Origin of the sequence: Actinomadura terrae, from assembly GCF_022751215.1 — a bacterium.
Lineage (GTDB): Bacteria > Actinomycetota > Actinomycetes > Streptosporangiales > Streptosporangiaceae > Spirillospora > Spirillospora terrae.
The window spans coordinates 225,069-245,456 of the sequence record NZ_JAICDG010000004.1 but is presented as its reverse complement, the minus strand read 5'-3'; the positions used below and the strand labels follow the sequence as shown (position 1 = coordinate 245,456).

17 protein-coding genes are annotated in these 20,388 nt (G+C 71.1%); 11 read left to right on the top strand and 6 right to left on the bottom strand.

Translation table 11 applies throughout. From position 1 onward, the window contains the following. The first annotated feature begins 85 nt into the window (after nucleotides 1-85). Nucleotides 86-2,599 (top strand): ATP-dependent Clp protease ATP-binding subunit, encoded by a 2,514-nt coding sequence (locus tag K2F47_RS40875; protein WP_272497501.1) that lies wholly within the window; start codon nucleotides 86-88, stop codon nucleotides 2,597-2,599. A gap of 112 nt (nucleotides 2,600-2,711) precedes the next feature. Here K2F47_RS40875 and K2F47_RS25780 read toward each other — a convergent pair whose 3' ends face one another. Further along, nucleotides 2,712-3,506, bottom strand: coding sequence for an SCO6745 family protein (locus tag K2F47_RS25780; protein ID WP_242907854.1), 795 nt, complete (start codon nucleotides 3,504-3,506; stop codon nucleotides 2,712-2,714). Between the two features lie 330 nt (nucleotides 3,507-3,836). Here K2F47_RS25780 and K2F47_RS25775 point away from each other — a divergent pair, with 330 nt between their 5' ends. The 3 genes from K2F47_RS25775 (at nucleotide 3,837) to K2F47_RS25765 (ending at nucleotide 7,239) form a co-directional block, all read left to right on the top strand. Continuing rightward, nucleotides 3,837-4,496, top strand: a complete 660-nt coding sequence (locus tag K2F47_RS25775; protein WP_242907852.1) for a hypothetical protein — start codon at nucleotides 3,837-3,839, stop codon at nucleotides 4,494-4,496. Between the two features lie 154 nt (nucleotides 4,497-4,650). Further along, nucleotides 4,651-5,763 carry an NADAR family protein gene (locus K2F47_RS25770; RefSeq protein ID WP_242907850.1) on the top strand — a complete coding sequence of 371 codons (1,113 nt, stop codon included), beginning with the start codon at nucleotides 4,651-4,653 and terminating at the stop codon, nucleotides 5,761-5,763. A 78-nt stretch (nucleotides 5,764-5,841) separates the two neighbouring features. Further along, complete coding sequence (locus K2F47_RS25765; RefSeq protein WP_242907848.1) at nucleotides 5,842-7,239, top strand: serine hydrolase; 1,398 nt, start codon at nucleotides 5,842-5,844, stop codon at nucleotides 7,237-7,239. A gap of 396 nt (nucleotides 7,240-7,635) precedes the next feature. On the opposite strand, the gene K2F47_RS25760 is transcribed toward K2F47_RS25765, so the two are convergent. After that, entirely contained in the window at nucleotides 7,636-8,511 is an 876-nt protein-coding gene (locus K2F47_RS25760) for an HhH-GPD family protein (protein ID WP_242907846.1), read from the bottom strand. A 69-nt stretch (nucleotides 8,512-8,580) separates the two neighbouring features. Between K2F47_RS25760 and K2F47_RS25755 the strand changes: the two genes are divergently transcribed. Continuing rightward, nucleotides 8,581-9,168 carry a hypothetical protein gene (locus K2F47_RS25755; RefSeq protein WP_242907845.1) on the top strand — a complete coding sequence of 196 codons (588 nt, stop codon included), beginning with the start codon at nucleotides 8,581-8,583 and terminating at the stop codon, nucleotides 9,166-9,168. Between the two features lie 899 nt (nucleotides 9,169-10,067). On the opposite strand, the gene disA is transcribed toward K2F47_RS25755, so the two are convergent. The 4 genes from disA to K2F47_RS25735 all read right to left on the bottom strand — a co-directional run bounded on the left by disA (nucleotide 10,068) and on the right by K2F47_RS25735 (nucleotide 14,849). Beyond that, the gene (gene disA / locus K2F47_RS25750) at nucleotides 10,068-11,150 is read right to left on the bottom strand and encodes a DNA integrity scanning diadenylate cyclase DisA (RefSeq protein WP_242907844.1); all 1,083 of its coding nucleotides are present in this window, start codon (nucleotides 11,148-11,150) and stop codon (nucleotides 10,068-10,070) included. A 113-nt stretch (nucleotides 11,151-11,263) separates the two neighbouring features. Continuing rightward, the gene (radA, locus tag K2F47_RS25745) at nucleotides 11,264-12,688 is read right to left on the bottom strand and encodes a DNA repair protein RadA (protein WP_242907843.1); all 1,425 of its coding nucleotides are present in this window, start codon (nucleotides 12,686-12,688) and stop codon (nucleotides 11,264-11,266) included. A gap of 10 nt (nucleotides 12,689-12,698) precedes the next feature. Then, entirely contained in the window at nucleotides 12,699-13,763 is a 1,065-nt protein-coding gene (locus tag K2F47_RS25740) for an alpha/beta fold hydrolase (protein WP_242907841.1), read from the bottom strand. A gap of 387 nt (nucleotides 13,764-14,150) precedes the next feature. Then, nucleotides 14,151-14,849 carry a class I SAM-dependent methyltransferase gene (locus tag K2F47_RS25735; RefSeq protein ID WP_242907839.1) on the bottom strand — a complete coding sequence of 233 codons (699 nt, stop codon included), beginning with the start codon at nucleotides 14,847-14,849 and terminating at the stop codon, nucleotides 14,151-14,153. A gap of 150 nt (nucleotides 14,850-14,999) precedes the next feature. Between K2F47_RS25735 and K2F47_RS25730 the strand changes: the two genes are divergently transcribed. The 6 genes from K2F47_RS25730 to K2F47_RS25705 all read left to right on the top strand — a co-directional run bounded on the left by K2F47_RS25730 (nucleotide 15,000) and on the right by K2F47_RS25705 (nucleotide 20,354). After that, nucleotides 15,000-15,893, top strand: a complete 894-nt coding sequence (locus K2F47_RS25730; protein ID WP_242907837.1) for a sugar phosphate isomerase/epimerase family protein — start codon at nucleotides 15,000-15,002, stop codon at nucleotides 15,891-15,893. Beyond that, the gene (locus K2F47_RS25725; protein WP_242907835.1) at nucleotides 15,890-16,480 is read left to right on the top strand and encodes a TetR/AcrR family transcriptional regulator; all 591 of its coding nucleotides are present in this window, start codon (nucleotides 15,890-15,892) and stop codon (nucleotides 16,478-16,480) included. Before K2F47_RS25730 ends, K2F47_RS25725 begins: the two co-directional genes overlap by 4 nt. Before the next feature lie 150 nt (nucleotides 16,481-16,630). After that, nucleotides 16,631-17,362, top strand: coding sequence for an ABC transporter ATP-binding protein (locus K2F47_RS25720; protein ID WP_242907833.1), 732 nt, complete (start codon nucleotides 16,631-16,633; stop codon nucleotides 17,360-17,362). After that, entirely contained in the window at nucleotides 17,359-18,093 is a 735-nt protein-coding gene (locus K2F47_RS25715; protein WP_242907831.1) for an ABC transporter permease, read from the top strand. The genes K2F47_RS25720 and K2F47_RS25715 overlap by 4 nt, the downstream gene beginning before the upstream one ends. Before the next feature lie 91 nt (nucleotides 18,094-18,184). Next, nucleotides 18,185-19,375 (top strand): LCP family protein, encoded by a 1,191-nt coding sequence (locus K2F47_RS25710; protein ID WP_242907829.1) that lies wholly within the window; start codon nucleotides 18,185-18,187, stop codon nucleotides 19,373-19,375. 43 nt (nucleotides 19,376-19,418) lie between these two features. After that, nucleotides 19,419-20,354 (top strand): proline dehydrogenase family protein, encoded by a 936-nt coding sequence (locus tag K2F47_RS25705; protein WP_242907827.1) that lies wholly within the window; start codon nucleotides 19,419-19,421, stop codon nucleotides 20,352-20,354. Nucleotides 20,355-20,388 lie beyond the last annotated feature (34 nt).

Here is a 20,388-nt window from a genome sequence, read left to right as displayed (position 1 = left end):
CGGCCTTCTCGGGGCGGGCTAGCATGCGGAAGGACAGTTCCGGACGTTCCGGACTCTGCCCAACCGCTCTGTGAGGAGCGACGAGATGTTCGAGAGGTTCACCGACCGCGCGCGGCGGGTTGTCGTCCTGGCTCAGGAAGAGGCCAGGATGCTCAACCACAACTACATCGGCACCGAGCACATCCTCCTTGGTCTGATCCACGAGGGCGAGGGTGTCGCTGCCAAGGCATTGGAGAGCCTGGGGATCAGCCTTGAGGCGGTGCGCCAGCAGGTCGAGGAGATCATTGGTCAGGGCCAGCAGGCGCCGTCGGGCCACATCCCGTTCACTCCGCGCGCCAAGAAGGTCCTTGAGCTGTCCCTGCGCGAGGCGCTGCAGCTCGGCCACAACTACATCGGCACCGAGCACATTCTGCTGGGGCTGATCCGTGAGGGCGAGGGCGTCGCCGCCCAGGTCCTTGTGAAGCTCGGCGCCGACCTCAACCGGGTGCGCCAGCAGGTCATCCAGTTGCTGCACGGCTACCAGGGCAAGGAGCCGGCCGCCTCCGGCGGTCCTTCGGAGTCCGCGCCCTCCACCTCCCTTGTGCTCGACCAGTTCGGCCGCAACCTGACGCAGGCCGCGCGGGAGGGCAAGCTCGACCCGGTCATCGGCCGGGACAAGGAGATCGAGCGGGTCATGCAGGTGCTGTCCCGCCGCACCAAGAACAACCCCGTCCTGGTGGGCGAGCCCGGCGTCGGCAAGACCGCCGTCGTCGAGGGCCTCGCGCAGAAGATCGTCAAGGGCGAGGTCCCCGAGACGCTCAAGGACAAGCAGCTCTACACCCTCGACCTCGGCGCGCTGGTCGCCGGCTCCCGGTACCGCGGTGACTTCGAGGAGCGCCTGAAGAAGGTCCTGAAGGAGATCCGCACCCGCGGCGACATCATCCTGTTCATCGACGAGCTGCACACGCTCGTCGGCGCGGGCGCCGCCGAGGGCGCCATCGACGCCGCGTCCATCCTGAAGCCCATGCTGGCGCGCGGCGAGCTTCAGACGATCGGCGCCACCACTCTGGACGAGTACCGCAAGCACCTGGAGAAGGACGCCGCGCTCGAGCGCCGCTTCCAGCCCATCCAGGTCGCCGAGCCGTCGCTGTCGCACACGATCGAGATCCTCAAGGGCCTGCGGGACCGCTACGAGGCGCACCACCGCGTGTCGATCACCGACAGCGCCCTGGTCGCGGCCGCCCAGCTCGCCGACCGCTACATCAGCGACCGGTTCCTGCCCGACAAGGCGATCGACCTCATCGACGAGGCCGGCTCCCGCATGCGCATCCGCCGGATGACCGCGCCGCCGGACCTGCGCGAGTACGACGAGAAGATCGCCGACGTCCGGCGCGAGAAGGAGTCCGCGATCGACGCGCAGGACTTCGAGAAGGCCGCCGCGCTCCGCGACTCCGAGAAGCAGCTCCTCGGCCAGAAGGCCCAGCGGGAGAAGGAGTGGAAGGCCGGCGACATGGACGTCGTCGCCGAGGTCACCGACGAGCTGATCGCCGAGGTCCTCGCCACCGCCACCGGCATCCCGGTCTTCAAGCTGACCGAGGAGGAGCAGACCCGCCTGCTGCGCATGGAGGACGAGCTCCACAAGCGGGTCATCGGCCAGGAGGACGCCATCAAGGCGCTCTCCCAGTCGATCCGCCGCACCCGCGCGGGCCTGAAGGACCCCAAGCGTCCCGGCGGCTCGTTCATCTTCGCCGGCCCGTCCGGCGTCGGTAAGACCGAGCTGTCCAAGACGCTCGCCGAGTTCCTGTTCGGCGACGAGGACGCGCTGATCCAGCTCGACATGTCCGAGTTCATGGAGAAGCACACCGTCTCGCGGCTGTTCGGCTCCCCGCCCGGCTACGTCGGGTACGAGGAGGGCGGCCAGCTCACCGAGAAGGTCCGCCGCAAGCCGTTCTCGGTCGTGCTGTTCGACGAGATCGAGAAGGCCCACCAGGACATCTTCAACAGCCTGTTGCAGATCCTGGAGGACGGCCGCCTCACCGACGCCCAGGGCCGCGTCGTGGACTTCAAGAACACCGTCATCATCATGACGACGAACCTGGGGTCCAAGGACATCTCCAAGGGCGTCTCGATGGGCTTCGCTCGCGCGAACGACGAGCAGGGCTCCTACGAGCGGATGAAGGCCAAGGTCGGCGAGGAGCTCAAGCAGCACTTCCGTCCCGAGTTCCTCAACCGCGTCGACGACACGGTCGTCTTCCACCAGCTCACCCCGAAGGAGATCATCCAGATCGTCGACCTGATGATCGCCCGGGTGGACGAGCGGCTCCGCGACCGCGACATGGGGATCGAGCTGCGCCAGGAGGCCAAGGACCTGCTGGCCGAGCGGGGCTATGACCCCGTGCTCGGCGCCCGTCCGCTGCGCCGCACGATCCAGCGCGAGATCGAGGACAACCTGTCCGAGAAGATCCTCTACAACGAGCTCAAGGCCGGGCAGATCGTCATCGTCGGCGTCGAGGGCTCCGGCGAGGAAGCCAAGTTCACGTTCAAGGGCGTCCCGAAGCCGTCCACGGTTCCCGACAGCCCGCCCCCGATCGAGGGCGCGGTCAACTTCAACAAGGACTGACCGCCCGCCGAAGGGCCCGCTCCGCTCACGCGGCGCGGGCCCTTCGCGCGTTGTCCGGGCTACGGACGGACGGGCGCGCTCAGGTATGCGCGCCGAGGCTCGAACGCCCCGCTCAGTCGTTGTGGGCTTGCAGGGCGGCGGCGATCGGTTCGAGCCGTGCGATCAGCTCGTCGAGTTCGTCCGTGCCGAGCACGTCGTACGGTGCCGCCGCCAGCTCGTCGGTGAGGGCCTCGATCCGCTCCTTGGTCTCCCGGCCGGCGTCGGTGAACCCGCCGTCGGCGTCCACGAGGCCGCGGTCGCGCAGGCCGTCGACGACGGCGGCGAGCCGCGCCTTGGGCAGGTGGTGGATCCGGCCGAACCGCTCCGCCTTCATCCCGAGGGACAGGGCCATGAGGACGTGGGCTTCGGTGCCGCCGATGCCGTGGGCGACGAGGGCGGCGTTGTGGCCGTCCCCGCGGTGCTCCCGCAGCAGCGTCGCCGCGTGCCAGAGCCTGGCCACCGGTTCCTCGGGCACCTCGAGCGCCCGGAGCCCGGCGTACAGGACCCGGCCCTCGGTCGGCGCGCTGGTTCCCGCCCGGGTGGCCAGGTCGGCGGCCCGCACCAGGCCGGGGGAGTCGGCCAGCTTCCCGATCATCTGCCGCAACGCGGCGGCGCTGCCGTGCTCGCGCACGGCGATCGCCTCCTGCGGGGTGGTCTTCCCCCAGACCCAGGGGATGTGGCGTGCCACCTCGCCGTCGGCGAAGTTGTAGAAGACCGCGTGTACCACCTCGGCCGACGCCAGCCCCAGCGGTGCGGCCCGACCCGCGAAGTAGCCGTCCCAGTAGTTGCGCATGCCCAGGGCCATGAACGCCTCGTTCGGCATCTCGGAGAACGTCACGGTTCCGATCGGCTCGACGAGCTCGGACATACGGTGGATCTTGGCCAGCGGGTGCGACATCGTCGGCATCTCCTGTGGTCGTGACAGCGCTTGTGTGGAGCCTCTCAACCCGGCTACGAACAGCACGCCCCCGATCCGACACCGCCTCCCAAATTTCTTTGCGGGTGGGGTGCTCGGCGACCACGACCAGGAGGCGAAGCCGCGCACGCCCCACAGATGAAGCCAGGGCGCTCCAGAATCGCCCCTGAGGTCGTTGAACCTCCGAGAGGGGGCACGCGCGCCTGCGCGCCCCTGAGGCCCGTTGAGGACGCGGGGCCGCGTCTCCGGCCGAATGTCGGAGGGGAACCGTACTATTCGAACATGCGATCGAATCTGGTTGGTTCGGCGGCTGAATTCCGGCGGCGGCGGAAGCGGCGCGTCCCGGATGCCTTCCTGCGAGAGCTTCGGGCGCCCCTGCCGCCCCAACCGCCGATATTTCGGTCCCGATTCCAGGGCGAACTGCTCGCCCGCATACTGCTGGGCCCGGAGCGGGAGACCACCATGCTCGACCTCGCGGTGATGCTCCGCAGCGACCTGGGCTCGGTGATGCGCGAAGTCGAATCGCTGGCGCACGCTGGCGTCGTCACCCTCCGCCGCACCCTCGCGGGCCGGGTGGTGGTCCGCGACACGACCAGCCCGCTCTACGAGCCGCTCGCCCAGCTGATCATGCTGACCTTCGGCCCCGCGACGGTTGTGGCGGACGTGTTCGGACGGCTCCCCGCCGTCCGCGAACTCCACCTGTTCGGCGCCTGGGCCAGGCGCTACGAGGACGTCCAGGGCGACCCGCCGGGCGACGTCGAGGTGCTGGTGATCGGCGACATCGGCCCAGAGGTGGCCTTCGACGCCGCCCAGCAAGCAGCGGCGAGGCTCGGCCTCCCCGTCCACCCCGTCGTCCGCACGGTCGCGCAGTGGCAGGACGACAACGACCCCTTCCTCCGAGAAATCCGCGCCTCTCACCCGATCCAGCTAACAGGCCCCTAACCAAGCAAGCCCTCGCCAGAACGGAGCCGGGGGCGAGCAGATCGCGTTATGCACCGTATTCGGCCCGTGTGATTGGGGGGCGTTGGTTTATGCCCGTTGACCTGGCCTCGGGCGGGGCGCCATGCTTCGGCGACACCTATGAGTTGGCGGGGGCATGGACCGGATCTACCGCGTCGCGGACGGGCGGCGCATCGAGGGCGTGACGCGCCCGGTCTTCATTCACAATGTCTCGTACCACCTGACGAGCCTCCAGATCTACGCGGACGGCGCGATCCACTGTTGGGAGTGGGTCGATATGGACGGGCTGCGCCGCAAACTCGACAGCGGGTGGGTCGTCCTGGAGGTGCCGGAAGGCGCCGAGGTCAGCGCGTTCGAGTTGGGGCGGTGGAAGGCCGCCGACGCGAATTTCTGGCTCACGTCCGAGATGCTGCTGGGCGAGGTCGCCGACGATATCGAGCGGCTCAACGATCGTCCGGACTCGGCCAAGCGGTGCCTGACCAGGCTCGACCGTTACCTGGAGACGCGGGAGGAGGGCGACCGGCGCGCGTTGCGGGAGGCGTATCTCGCGATTCCAGAGCACAAGCGCCACTACGCGCTCGGCGACATGGACCGGAAGGACTGGCCGCTGGTCGTCCTGGCCACCGATATCGGGGAACCCCCGATAGGGGGCTGGTTCCAGGACGACGAGGTCGTCACCGAATCCATGCGGGAGGATGCGCTGCGGTATTTCGCGGAGCGTGACCGTGTCCGCACGGAGTTCGCGAATAGGCGGCCTGCGGATGACCCCGAGAATCCGGTCGCGGGGACGGTTCACCTGGGTAAACGGGTGTCCCCTCAAGGGCCTCCCGAAAAGGCGGGTCTCGACGTGTTGCAGGACGAGTACCCGGCGCCGATCGAGGTCGGGGGAGTCGTCTATCCGTCCGTGTCGCACGCGTATTGGGCGCTTTCCACGGCCGATGCCGGGGCGCGGGAGCGGATTCGGGAGGCCGAGACTCCGCACGAAGCGCGGAAACTGGCGGCGGAGTCGGCGCGGGTCGAGAGCTGGCCGGACGCGCGGACGGCCGTCATGGCGGGCCTGCAACGCGCGAAGTTCGCCCAGCATCCCGAACTCGCCGAGATCCTGATCGGGACGGGCGACGCCCCGATCAGCTACAGCGGCATGGATTCCGACCATTGGGCGGCGCGGGGACGGAACTGGTCGGGACGGCTGCTGGAACTGGTCCGGTCCGAGCTTCGGGCACGCGCGGCCGGGATCGGAATACCGTGAACTACTGGCATCCCCTGCGCGGACGTCCGGCCCCTTCCTATGATGATCTTGTCTTGGTCCGCAGGAGGGGGAGGTCCATTGAGGCGTACATGGGCGTACGGCGCCATGGGGATCGTGACCGCGGCGGCGCTGCTGGGGAGCGCCACCGGGCAGGCTTCGGCTGACGTGCGGGGGACGAGCAAGGTCGGGCGGCATTTGCGGCAGGCCATGGACGATCTGAAGTTCCAGGAGGTGCTGGACACGGCGCCGCCCAGCTCGGCGCAGGCGCGCGTCCAGCAGAACCCGGTGGACAAGGACCGCGATCCGCGGGCTCGGGTGTCCACCGCCGCCGCGCCGCAGCCGATCGTCCAGCAGCCGCAGCTGGACGCGACCGTCATCGAACTGGACCGGCGGGGGCGGCCCGTCTCGTCCGGCACGGTGTTGATGAGCCCGCTCTACAAGAACGGCGTCGTGGTTCCGGTCGACCGGAACCTCTCCACCACGAGCGTCCGCTGGCGGCAGTGGGACGACGCCGGCTGGTACAAGAACAAGGGCCAGGGCACGATCGACGTGGTTCCGGGCAGGGAGAACGCGCCCATCGACCACATGCTCGACTACCCGGCGTCAGTGCTGAAACTGATGGTCAACTTCGGCGTGCTGCGGCTGGCCGACCAGGGCACGATCAAGCTGGACGACACCTACTCCTACGAGCCCGCGCAGATCAGCTCCCTGTGCGGGGGTGCGAGCAGGAAGACCATCCGGCAGTACATGGACGCCTCGCTCACCTACTCCTCCAACGGCGCGTCCTGCGCGCTGATCAAGATGCTGCACGACCACCAGGCCATCGACCCGCTGAACCAGACGTTCCAGGACCTCGGCCTGGAGACGCTCCAGCTCAAGGGCACGAACCCGGTCAACGGCGGGCGCTGGTCCAACTCGATCACGATGAGCTCGCTGGACACGGCCAAGCTGCTGACCCTCGTCAACGGCGCCCCCGGACGGGTGTGGACGGCGCCCAACGGCAAGCCGGTGACCAGCGCGGTCCTGAGCGCGGAGTCCCGCAAGTTCTTCAAGGACGAACTGGTGCAGCAGGGCTTCAACGACATGCTGTCGTCCGCGAACTGGTGCGGCGGCGACTACCCGGCGCCCGGCATCCCGAACGCCGTGCCCTCCCGCTGGATCGGCGCGGACGGGACGGTGACCGTCGACGGCAACAAGTTCGGCCGGGACGTCCGTCCGTGCAATGAGAAGGCCGAGGTCTCGTTCGCGCACAAGACCGGCTGGGTGAACAACACCGCCGCGGACGCGGGCATCGTCCGGGCCCTGCCAGGCAAGGGCGGTCGCTCCTACGTCGTCGTCGTGTTCTCCAACCTGGGCACGCAGTACGTGGACGCCGGACGTCCCGCCACCCCGCCCGGTATCTACCCGTTCTCCTACACCGAGAAGTTCGCAAAGCTCGGCCGTCTGATCGACGCCTACGAGAAGCACCGCCACTGAGCAAGCACGGAGTGAGACGCCCGCCAGGCCACCACCTGGCGGGTGTCTGCCGGACGGTGTCCATCAAGTCCCGCCCCCACCGGTGAGCTGCGTGCCCGCGCGACCCTTTAGGCGACTTCGAAACATGCGCTAGGCGGCGTGTGTATCGTCTGGCACCCGTCGAACCCGCGCTGAGCTTCCGCTGGTGGGGGTCGGTTGTGCGCGCCACGCCTCGGCTTGGTGGGTGGACGCAGGTGGCGGCTCCCACCTGCCGGGCATTCCTTGGAGGGTCCGCGTGGCGGCTAGGACATCCCGCCAGCAACCTCGGCGGTCACGCGGGCCGCCCGCCGAGGCACGAGCCGCTAGGCGAAGGCTTGAGCTGGGACCTCAATGAACAACGACCAAAGCCGGGACTCTTCAGTGAGCGGGTAGGGCGTAGCGGCCGTCGTGGAGGGGGTCCACCAGGCCGTCCGCGACCAGGGTGTCCAGCGCGCGTTCGCGTTGGACGGCGTCGGACCAGACGGCGTCGAGCGCGGGCTTCTCGACCGGGCCCTCGGCGTCGCGCAGGACGGCGAGGAGCCGCCCCCGGCACTGCCGGTCGGTGCCCGCGTAGGTCTGGCCGCGGCGCGGTGGGCCGTCGTAGGCGGGGCGGCCCTCGCGCTGCCAGGCGCAGGACGCGATGACCGGGCAGTCGACGCAGCGGGGCGCCCGCGCGGTGCAGACCAGCGCGCCGAGTTCCATGACGGCGACGGCCCAGCGCGCGGCGGTCGGCGGGTCGAGCGGCAGCAGCGACTCGGCGAGCCGCACCTCGGCCTTGGTCTGCGCCTTCGGCGGGTACTCCACGCCGCCGAGCAGCCGGGCGAGGACGCGCCGGACGTTGGTGTCCAGCACAGCATGGCGCTGCCGGAAGGCGAAACTGGCCACGGCGGCAGCCGTGTAGGAGCCGATGCCGGGCAGTGCCAGCAGATCCTCGTGGACGGACGGTACCGCGCCGCCGTGCCGCTCGGTGATCGCGCGGGCGCTCTCGTGCAGGCGCAGCGCGCGGCGCGGGTAGCCGAGCCGTCCCCACGCGCGGACCGCCTCGCCGGACGGTTCGGCGGCCAGATCGGGCGGTGTGGGCCAGCGCGCCATCCACTCGTGCCAGACGGGCAGGACGCGCGCGACCGGCGTCTGCTGGAGCATGATCTCGCTGACCAGCACGCCCCACGGGGTGGCGTCGGCGGCGCGCCACGGCAGGTCACGGGCGTTCGCCTCGTACCAGCCGAGGATCGGGTCGAGGTAGGTGGAGTTCATGGCGGATCGCCATTGTGGCACGCGGCGGGTCGCGGCCTCGCACCGGTTCCGCGAATGCATACTGATCGTATGGGGGCGGATACCGGACGTGATTTCAGGCTCGACCGGTACTGGCGGCGCCGGATCGTGGCCCTCGCCGGTGCCCTCGCAGCGGTCGGCGTCCTGGCGTGGGCGTGCACGGGCGGGGAGGGCGAGCCAGGTGGGCACACGAACGCCACCCGGAACGGTCCGCCCCCGACCGCGATGCCGACCGTCACCGTCACGCGGACCGTCGTCCCGCGCGCCGAGCCCGTCGCGGACGGTGCCCCCTGCGCTGGAAAGAACCTGGTCGTCAGCCTGACCACGGCCCGCGACACCTATGCCGGACGGGACGCGCCGCGCTTCCGTGTCTCCGTTGTCAACGCGGGCGAGAACGAGTGCACGTGGGACGCGGGGTCGCTCGACGTCCGCGTCGCGTCGGGCGATGACCGCATCTGGTCGTCCGCCCACTGCCGGGCGGGCGGCGACAAGGCCCGCCGGACGTTGCGTCGCGGCATCCCCTACGTCGACACCATCGGCTGGGACCGGCGGCGCGGCTGCGCGGGCGCCCGCGTCCGTCCAGGCACCTACACCGCCGCGCTGAAGGGCGCCGAGAAGCAAATCTTCCACCTCCGCTGACCCGGCGCCCGAGGGAAACGTCCGAGGCCGACCCGCTCCGCCCCCGGGATCTACCCAGGACGCGCATGACGGGCGTCCAGGGGAAGCGCCACAGGTTCGCGCAGGCAGCCTTCGGGAGGCTCGCCAGAGGCCGAACCGCTCCCGTCCAGGACACCGCCCAGGAGCGTCGGTTTTGCCAGGGGCCGCAGGGCGCTGTTCGCGGAAGCCTCGCGGTTCGTGAGGGCAGTTGCGGGAGGTTTGTCCGACGTCGGCGCGCTCCAGCACGGGGATCTGGCCAAGGGGCGTTGACTTGCCAGGAAGCTGTAGAACGAGCGTTCGCGGGTAAGCGAGGTGTGGCGCGCGGGCGGCCTTGGGGAGGCTCGTCCGAGGTCGTCCTTCTCCCGCCGGGTCCCCTGGGGTATCGGCTTTTGCCAGGAGGGCAGGCAAGTGTTCGCGGCAGCGGGGCGGTTCGCGCGGGGGCTTTTCGGGGGGCTCGTCGAAGGCGAACCGCTACCGCCCGGGATCTGCCCAAGGGCGTTGGTTTCGCCAGGGGCCAGGGGACGGGCGTTCATGGGAAAGCGAGTGTGGCGCGCGGGCGGCCTTGGGAGGCTCGTCAGAGGTCGAGCCGCTTCCGCCGGGGTCTGGCCTGGGGCGTCGGTTTCGCTAGGAGGCGCGGGACTTGGTGTTCACGGGAGCGGCGCGATTCGACCCGCTCCGGACCGAGAGCCGCCTAGGGCGTCGGTGTTGCCAGGGGTGCAGGGCGGACGTTCACGGAAGGGTGCGGTTCGCGCATGGCGGGCCCCGGGGGCTCGTCCGAGTTCGGACACGCTTTCGCCCGGGGGTCGCGGGGGGTGTCGACTTGTCGGGGCCGCCGGATGGGTGTTCGCGGAAGCGTTGCGGGGCGGGTGGGGTGGGCGGGGTTAGACGTAGCGTTCGAGGATGGAGGATTCGGCCAGGCGGGACAGGCCCTCGCGGACGCTGCGGGCGCGGGATTCGCCGACGCCGCCGACGGCCTGGAGGTCGTCGATGCTGGCGGCGAGGAGTTTCTGGAGTCCGCCGAAGTGCTCGACGAGGCGTTCGACGACCATGCTCGGCAGGCGCGGGACCTTGGCGAGCAGGCGGAAGCCCTTGGGGCTGACGGGCAGGTCGAGCGCGTCCGGGCCGGCGAAGCCCATGACCTCGGCGACCGTGGACAGGTCGAGCAGCTCGTTGGCCGACAGGACGTCCAGCGCGGACAGGATCGCGGTCACGCCGCGGGCGCGGGTGTCGGCGGAGGGGTAGTCGCGGACGATCAGCTCGCGGTCGACGTCGACGCCGGAGACCAGCTCGTCGAGCTGGAGGGACAGGAGGCGTCCGTCGGTGCCGAGCTCGACGACGTAGCCCTCGATCTCGTCGGCGATGCGGCGCACCATCTCCAGCCGCTGGACGACTGCGCTGACGTCGCGGACGGTGACGAGATCCTCGATCTCCAGGGCCGAGAGGGTGCCCGACACCTCGTCCAGCCGGAGCTTGTAGCGCTCGAGCGTGGCGAGGGCCTGGTTGGCCTTGGAGAGGATCGCGGCGGAGTCCTCCAGGACGTAGCGGATGCCGTCGAGGTACAACGCGATGATGTGCATCGACTGGCTGACCGAGATGACCGGGAAGCTGGTCTGGCGGGCGACGCGCTCCGCGGTGCGGTGGCGGGTCCCCGACTCCTCGGTGGGGATGGTGGAGTCCGGTACGAGGTGGACGGCGGCGCGCACGATCCGGCCGTGGTTGCCGTCGAGGACGATGGCGCCGTCCATCTTCGCGAGCTCGCGCAGGCGGGTGGCGGAGAACTCGACGTCGAGTTCGAAGCCCCCCGAGCACAGCTCCTCGACCGTCTTGTCGTAGCCGAGCACGATCAACCCGCCGGTGTGGCCCCGGAGGATGCGTTCCAGTCCGTCCCGGATCTGGGTGCCCGGGGCAACCGCGGCGAGTGTGGCGCGGCGTCGTTCGTCATGACCCTTGTCGTGTGCTGGCACCTGGCCCCCGGAGGTCGCTGGACGGCGTCAGTTTACCGAGGAGGGCGCTCTGCTGGTTCCTCCCCTGGTCGCAACCACCTGTTGCGTGCAGTAATACTCTGGCGCTACCCGGCTCAGGGCGCCGTAAAGGCGACCTGAAGTGCTTGCTGGATGCTGTCGACCTCCATCACCTTCATCCCCTCGTAGCTGGACAGCTGCGGATCGGCGCGTTTGAGCGGGGAGCCGTCGGCCAGTTCGAGGGAGCCGCGCGGGACGACGGCGTACTTGAAGCCGAGCCGGGCGGCCTCGGCGAGCCGCCGCTGGACGCCCGGGACGATCCGCGCCTCGCCCGCGAGCCCGACCTCGCCGAGCGCGATCAGGGTGTTGGACAGCGACTGCTCGACCGTGGACCCGGCGACGGCGAGCGCGAGCGCGAGGTCGACGGAGGTCTCGGTGAGCCGGACGCCGCCGACGGTGGAGACGTAGACGTCCTGCTCGTGCATCGAGATCTTGCAGCGCTGCGCGAGGACGGCGAGGACCATCGCGACGCGCGAGGTGTCGAGGCCCGAGGTCGCGCGGCGCGGCGAGGGCAGGTGCGACTTGGCGACGAGCGACTGCACCTCGGCGACGAGCGGGCGGCGGCCCTCCAGCGTGACGGTGACGCAGGTGCCGGGGACGGGTTCGTCGCGGCGGGTGAGGAACAGCCCGCTCGGGTCGGGCAGGCCGACGATGCCGACCTCCGAGAGGTCGAAGCAGCCGAGTTCGTCGGTGGGGCCGTAGCGGTTCTTCACGGCGCGGATCATGCGGAGCCGGGAGTGCCGGTCGCCCTCGAAGTAGAGCACGACGTCGACGAGGTGCTCCAGCAGGCGCGGCCCGGCGATCGCGCCCTCCTTGGTGACGTGGCCGACGAGCACGACCGTGATGCCGCGCTCCTTGGCGACCCGGATGAGGTTGGCGGCGACCTCGCGGATCTGCGTGACGCCGCCGGGCGCGCCGTCGACCTCGGAGGTTCCGATGGTCTGGATGGAGTCGACGACGAGCAGCGTCGGCTGGACGGCCTCGACGTGCCCGAGGACGGCCGACAGCTCCGTCTCCGCCGCGAGGTAGAGGTGGTCGGTGATCGCGCCGACCCGGTCGGCGCGCAGCCGCACCTGCTCCGCCGACTCCTCGCCCGTCACGTACAGGACGGGGGAGGTCTCGGTCGTGTTCGTCCCGGAGGCGAGCGCCGCGACCTCCAGCAGCAGCGTCGACTTGCCGATGCCCGGTTCGCCCGCGAGCAGCAGGACGGCGCCGGGCACGATGCCGCCGCCGAGGACGCGGTCGAGCTCGTCCAGCCCGGTCGGCTTGGTCTTGGCGGAGCGGACGTCGACCTGCCCGATCGGACGGGCGGGCGCGCTGACCGGGCCCGCGCTCACGACCCGCGCGGGCGTCGCCGACGCGGCCTCGGTGACCGTCCCCCACGTCTGGCACTCGCCGCAGCGCCCGACCCACTTGGACGTCTGCCAGCCGCAGTCGGAACACCGGTAGGCCGCCTTGGCCGCCGTCTTCGCCTTCGCCATAGGCCGGAGCCTAGAGCCCGCCACCGACATTCGCGCGGGCTCTCGCGATCAACTCGGCGAGGTGCGTGGAGACGGTGTCGGGGCGTTCCAGCATGGCCATGTGGCCCGCGGCCCGGATGATCTCCAGTCGCGCGGACGGGATGCAGCCGGCGATCTTGTGGCTGTGTCCGACCGGTGTGAGACGGTCGTGCTCGGCGCCGATGACCAGGGTGTCGATGCCGTCGAGGGCGGCGCAGTCGCTGATCACATGGGTGGTGATCATGGAGCGGAAGTAGTCGAGGTAGGCGTCGGTGCGGGTGTCGCTCATCATCTGGTCGGCGAACGCGACGGCGGCGGGGCCCGCGTCGGGGCCGAAGGCGACCTTGTCCTTGAGCAGGACGGAGCCGTCCCGGCCGAGGTGGCGGACGCGGTCGATCACCGCGGACCCGGCGCCCGCGGCGCGCAGCGCGCCGGGCAGGACGCGCTGCGACGCGCGCGCGAGCAGGGCGGGCATGCCGAGCGTGACCTCGCCGAGCCCGCCGGAGGAGGTGCACACCAGCGCGGCGGCGACGATGCGGTCGCCGATCAGCTCCGGGTGCTCGTCCGCGTAGCGCATGATCGTCATGCCGCCCATCGAGTGGCCGACGAGGACGACCGGCGTCCCGGCGGGGACGGTGGCCTCGATGACGGCGGCGAGGTCGCGGGCGAGGCGGTGGACGGTGTACCCGTCGCGGGCGCCGCCGGACGAGCGGCCGTGGCCGCGGTGGTCCCAGAACACGAGGCGGCCGTGGCCGCGCAGGGCCTTGCGCTGGAAGTGCCAGGAGTCCTGGGTGAGGGTCCAGCCGTGGGTGAAGACGACGGCGAGGTCGGTGCGGTCGGCGCCGTCGATCTCGGCGTACAGGCGGGTCCCGTCGTCCGCGCGGACGGGGACGGGCCGCCCGCGCAGCGAGCCGAACGGCTCGCCCGCGAAGGGGTCGGGGCGCAGCTGGAAGCGGCGCAGGGCGCGGCGCTGGGCGGCGAGCCCGGCGCCCGCGCCCGCGGCGCCGATCACTCCGGCGGCCAGCAGGGTTCGGCTCGTCCTGGCGGCACGGCCCATGGCCGGTTCCTCCCATCCTGGGGTCGCGGACGCCGGCCGAGACGAAGGCGGCACCGCCTGCGAAGGGCTGTTGTTGTACGGGAAGTCTAGTAGAGCCGAGGCATGACCGACCAGTCACCATTGACGGGCGCCGCCCCCACGGGTTCGCGAGCGCCGCCACCAGGTGTTCACGGGCGCCGCCACCACGGGTTCGCGGGTGCCGCCACCAGGTGTTCACGGGCGCCGCCACCACGGGTTCGCGGGCGCCGCCACCACGGGTTCGCGGGCGCCGCCGCAGGGTCACGGGAGCGCCCAAAGGATCGGGGGCGCTGCCGCCGCAGGATCACGGGTGCCGCCACCACAGCTTCGCGGGCGGCGCTCCACAGGTTCACATATGCCGCCGCGGGGTTACGGGCGGCGCCACCACAGGTTTACTGCGTAGTCCACGTCGAGGCCCTCGTGCTCGCGTAGGAAGGCGTCGGCGAGCTTGGGCGGGAACTCGATGCGCAGCACGTCCGCCAGGTCGCTCCGGCTCTGGAACGACCAGCGGATCATGAGGGGTTCCCGCTGGTAGCCGCGCCGCGTCCAGAAACGCTCCACCGCGCCGGGGTCGTACTTCGGCAGGCCGCGCCGGAACCAGCCGCCGAACGTCGAGCGCGTCGCGTCGTTGTCGATGATCATGATCGCGCCGCCGCGCCGGACGACCCGGTCCAGTTCCGCCAGGCCGGGCTCGCATCCAGGCCCGAAAAAGTAGGCCCAGCGGACATGGACGACGTCCACCGACGCGTCCGGCAGGGGGAGTGCCTGCGCCGCGCCCACGCGGACGGTCACGTTCGGCAGGTCCCGCACGCGCCGCCGTGCCATCGCGGCGAGCCCCGCATGCGGTTCGACCCCGATCACCTGGCTCGCCTCGCGGGCGAAGAAGGGCAGGTGGAAGCCGGTTCCGCAGCCGAGGTCCAGCACGGTCGAGTCCCGCCACGGACGGACGGCGCGCATCGCCGCCTCCAGCACCCCGTCCGGGTCGACCGCGCGGTTCTCCACCTCGTACACGCGCGGGGAGTTCCAGATGTTCGGGCTCGGCACCGCCCCCGGAGCAATCTCGGCCACGCCAGCAGAGCGTAGCCCCGCCGCACGCATGTGGCACTGGAGAGTGATAGCGAGGGCAACGAGGATCACTCTGGGCGAGGGTCGGATCGGCGCCCAGTGCGCATAGGCTTTCGGTACGAAACATTGGCGAAGATTCCTGGCGAGGGAGCCTTGACCGCGGAGTACAACGGCGCGTTCGCACCGGCCCTGCGCGTGCCGGACGCGCCGATCACGCTGTCGACGGCGTCGGTCTATCCGGAGAAGGTCCCGAGCGCCTTCGAGATCGCCGCCCTGCTCGGGTACGACGGTGTCGAGGTGATGGTCTCCACCGACGCGTCCTCGCAGGACCTCAACGTCCTGCGCCGCCTCTCCGACTACCACCAGGTCCCGATCCGGTCGATCCACGCGCCGTGCCTGCTGCTCACCCAGCGGGTCTGGGGACGCGAGCCCTGGGGCAAGCTCGTGCGCTCCAAGGAGGTCGCGGAGGAATTGGGCGCGGAGGTCGTCGTCGTCCACCCGCCGTTCCGCTGGCAGCGCGACTATGCGAAGGAGTTCGTCGAGGGCCTCGCCCGCATGCAGGACGAGACGGACGTCCTGTTCGCGGTCGAGAACATGTTCCCGCTGAAGGCGCGCGGCGCCGAGGCCGGGATGTACCTCCCCGACTGGAACCCGGTCGACCAGGACTACCCGCACGTGACGCTCGACATGTCCCACACGGCGGTGTCGGGTTCGGACGCCCTGGACATGGCCGCGAGCCTCGGCGACCGGCTCCGCCACCTCCACCTGGCCGACGGCATGGGCGTCACCAACAAGGACGAGCACCTCGTCCCGGGGCGGGGCGCCCAGCCCTGCGGGCCGATGCTGGAGAACCTCGCCGAGGGCGGGTTCCGGGGGCATGTCGTGCTGGAGGTCAACACGCGGCGCGCGGCGGGCCGTCCCGAGCGGATGGAGGACCTCGCCGAGGCGCTGGCCTTCGCCCGCCTGCACCTCGCGGCCGCCGACCGCACCTGGCAGGTCAGCTCGCGCGGCGAGGTCACCCTGCGGGGAACGCGGGGAACGCGGTGACCGAGGCGACCAGGCCCTCGCGGGGGCCAGGCCGCCGGCCCGGGCGCAGCGAGACGCGCGAGACGATCCTCGCCGAGGCCCGCGAGCTGTTCGCCGAGAAGGGCTACGACGGCGCGTCGCTGCGCGCCATCGCGCGCGCCGCCGACGTCGATCCGGCGCTCGTGCACCATTTCTTCGGCAACAAGGAGGGCGTGTTCATCGAGGCCATGCGCTTCCCGGTGGACCCGGCCGTCCTGCTGCCGCGCATCCTCGCCGCGCCCCGCGACCGGCTCGGCGAGACGATGGTCCGCGTCTTCCTGGAGGTCTGGAGCGATCCCGAGCGCCGCGCGCCGCTGCTGGCCATGCTCCGCTCGGCGATGACCAACGAGCGCGCCGCCGCGCTGCTGCGCGAGTTCGTCACCTCCGCGATGTTCGGACGCGTCGGCGAGGCGACCGACGTGCCACTGCTGAACGCCCAGGCCGCGGCGGGCCAGCTGATCGGGCTGATGATCGTCCGCTATGTCGTGCGGGTCGAGCCGATCGCCTCCGCGCCCGAGGACGAGCTGATCGCCCTCGTCGCCCCCACGCTCCAGCGCTACCTCGGCTGACCCCTCTTTTCCGGGACGGACGGGAACATCACCCGCCCGTCGTCCCCCCCATGCCTCGGCCCGGCCTCGCCGTCCTGGCCGCCGTGGTCACGTCCTCCGCCGTCCCCGCATGTCTTGACCCGGGCCCTCGCCGCGGCTTAAATTCAACACATGATGAGTTCTAGTCCGGCGGTCGACGTGCGGGACCTGCGGGTCGTCCGCGGCGGCCGGGAGGTGCTGCACGGGCTGACGTTCGACGTCCCGCGCGGCTCGGTGCTCGGGCTGCTCGGGCCGAGCGGCTGCGGGAAGACGACGCTGATCCGGGCGCTGGTCGGCGTGCAGATCGTCAAGAGCGGGACCGTGACCGTGCTCGGCGACCCCGCAGGCTCGCGCGGCCTGCGGCGCCGCGTCGGGTACGCGACGCAGTCGCCCGCCGTCTACGCGGACCTCAGCGTCGCCGAGAACCTGCGGTACTTCGCGTCCGTGCTCGGCGCGCCGCGTAGCGACGTGGCCCGGGTGATCGACGAGGTCGGGCTCGGCCGCAGCCGCGACCAGGTCGTGGCGACGCTGTCGGGCGGGCAGCTCAACCGGGCCAACCTCGCGGTCGCGCTGCTCGGCGAGCCGGAGCTGCTCGTGCTGGACGAGCCGACCGTCGGCCTCGACCCCGTCCTGCGGGAGGAGCTGTGGGAGCTGTTCCGCGAGCTGGCCGACCGCGGCACGACGCTGGTCGTGTCCAGCCACGTGATGGACGAGGCCGGACGCACCGACCGGCTCCTGCTGATGCGCGAGGGCCAGATCCTCGCGGACGGCACGCCCCGCGCCCTTCGGGAGAGGACGGGCGCGGACGACCTGGAGGGCGCCTTCCTCCACCTGATCACCGAACGCGCGGGGAGCCCTCGATGAGCCTGTCGATCACGCTGGCGACGACGCGCCGCATCCTCGCCCAGCTGAAGAACGACCACCGCACGCTCGCCATGCTCGTCGGCGTGCCGAGCCTGCTGATGATCCTGCTGCGGTACGTGTTCGACCAGCCCGCGCTGTTCGACCGGATCGGCCCGCTGCTGCTCGGCCTGTTCCCGTTCCTGATCATGTTCATCGTGACCAGCGTCGCGACGCTGCGCGAGCGGACGGGCGGGACGCTGGAGCGGCTGATGACCATGCCCACCGGCAAGCTCGACCTGCTGCTCGGGTACGCGCTGGCGTTCGGGCTCGTCACGCTCGTCCAGGTCGGCGTCGTGCTGCTGATCTCGCTGACCTGGCTCGGCCTGGACCTGGCCGGGTCGCTGACCTCGCTCGTCGTCGTCGCGGTGCTGGACGCGCTGCTCGGCATGGCGCTCGGGCTGTTCGCGAGCGCGTTCGCGCGGACGGAGTTCCAGGCCGTCCAGTTCATGCCCGCGTTCGTGCTGCCGCAGCTGCTGCTGTGCGGGCTGATCGTCCCGCGCGGCGACATGGCGTCCTGGCTGGAGGGGATCTCCGACGTCCTGCCGCTGACGTACGCGGTGGAGGGCATGCGGGAGATCAGCGCGCATCCCGACTTCACCGGGGACCTCGCCGTGGACATCGCGGTCATCGCCGGGTTCACGATCGTCGCGCTCGTGCTCGGCGCGGCCACGCTCCGCCGCCGCACGGCCTGAGCGCTGCCTGATCCCCGGGGCGCTGCCTGATCCGGACACCCTGCCCCGACCCGGGTCTTCCAGCACGCATCGGCTGGTAATCTCCGGCGCCATGACCCCGTCAGACCTCCCCGGCCCCTCCGCGCCCCGGCCACCCGACGCGCCCGTGCCGCCGCACGGGGGTCCCGGCGTCACGGCTCCGGCGGCGCCGTCCGGGATCGGGGGTCTGCCGGGTCTCGGCGACGGGCCCGACGGTCCGGACGGGGGTTCCCCGGGTCATCGCAAGCCGCGCAAGCGCCGCTGGCCGCGCGTCCTGATCGCGGTCGGGGTGTTCTTCGCGCTGGTCGTCGCGGGGCTCGGCGGGCTGGTCTGGCAGCGCCAGTCGTCCTACAACGGCAACATCGGCCGGATCAAGGACGCGCTGCCCGAGGACGGCGCCCGGCGGCCGGGCCCGAACGTCGCCGGAACCGAGAACTGGCTGCTCGTCGGGTCGGACTCGCGCGCCGAGGCCGCCACGACCGGCGACGGCGGCAACGTGTGGAAGCCCGGCCAGCAGCGCACCGACACGATCATGATGCTGCACCTGCCGGCCGACCGCAGCAAGGCCTACGTCGTCTCGTTCCCCCGCGACTCGTGGGTGGAGATCCCCGGCTACGGCAACCAGAAGATCAACGCCGCGTTCTCGTTCGGCGGGCCGAGGCTGCTGATCAAGACGATGGAGAACCTGACCGGGGTCCGCATCGACCACTACGGCGCCATCGACTTCGAGGGGTTCAAGTCGATGACCGACGCGCTCGGCGGCGTCACCGTCGACATCAAGCAGAGCGTGTACGACCCGGCCCGCAAGGTGAACTGGCAGGCCGGACGGCAGAAGCTCGACGGCGAGAAGGCGCTGCTGTTCGTCCGGCAGCGCTACAACCTGCCGAACGGCGACTTCGACCGGATCCGGCGGCAGCAGGCGTTCCTCAGCGCGCTCGCCAAGCAGGCGGCGGCGGGCGGCACGCTGACCAACCCGCTGAAGCTCGACCGGTTCCTGTCGGCGTTCACCAAGTCGATCAGCGTGGACGAGAGCGTGTCCGGCGGCAAGCTGCGCTCGCTCGCGCTGAGCCTGCGCCACCTGCGCGCGTCCGATGTGACGTTCATGACGACGCCGTTCCGGGGCACCGGCATGCGCGGCAAGCAGAGCGTGGTCCTGCTGGACGCGGCGAAGTCGAAGGCGCTGTTCGACGCCGTGAAGACCGCGGAGATGCCCGAATACGTGCGGCAGCACGGCGGCGGCAACAACCTCGGCACCGTGTCCTGAGATCCCGGGTTTACCCTGGTGACGAGCGACAGGGGGTTCGTCAGTGCTTCGGCAGGCTTTGCTGGCCGCGTCCCGCAGCGGCGGCGCGCGCCGGGTCGTGGAGACCGCGCCGTTCACCGGTGAGGTGGTCCGGCGGTTCATCGCGGGCGAGACGATCGAGGACGCGGCGCGCGTCACCGAGCAGCTCACCGCCGAGGGGCTGCTGGTCACGCTCGACGTCCTCGGCGAGCACACGACCGACCGCGAGCGCGCCGAGGCGAACGTCCGGCACTACGTCGAGCTGCTCCGGCGGCTCGGTGACGCGCGGCTGGACGGGGCGCCGCTCGGCCCCCGCGCCGAGGTCTCGCTGAAGCTGTCGGCGATCGGCCAGACCGTGGACGAGGCGCTCGCGCTCGACAACGCGCGCCGCGTCAGCACCGCCGCCCGGTCCGCCGGGACGACGGTCACGCTCGACATGGAGGACCACACCACCGTCGACTCCACGCTCCGCGTCGTCCAGGAGCTGCGGCGCGACTTCCCCGACACGGGCGCGGTCGTCCAGGCGTATCTGCGGCGGGCCGAGGAGCACTGCGCGGAGCTCGCCTACGAGGGGTCGCGGGTGAGGTTGTGCAAGGGCGCCTACGCCGCACCCGAGCCGATCGCCTTCACCGGCAAGGAGGACATCGACAAGTCCTTCGTCCGCTGTATGAAGGTGCTCATGGCGGGCAAGGGCTACCCGATGCTCGCCACGCACGACCCCCGCCTGATCGACATCGCCCAGGCGCTGGCCGTCCTGCACGCGCGGGACGCCGACACGTTCGAGTACCAGATGCTCTACGGGGTCCGCCCGCAGGAGCAGCGGCGCCTGGCCGGGCAGGGCGCGGCCGTCCGCGTGTACGTCGCGTACGGGCGCGAGTGGTACGCCTACTTCATGCGGCGCCTCGCCGAGCGCCCCGCGAACCTGCGGCTCCTCATGCGATCCGTCGTCGGGCGCTCGTGACCCCTGGATAGGCTGGGGCGGTCAACGAAGTCCC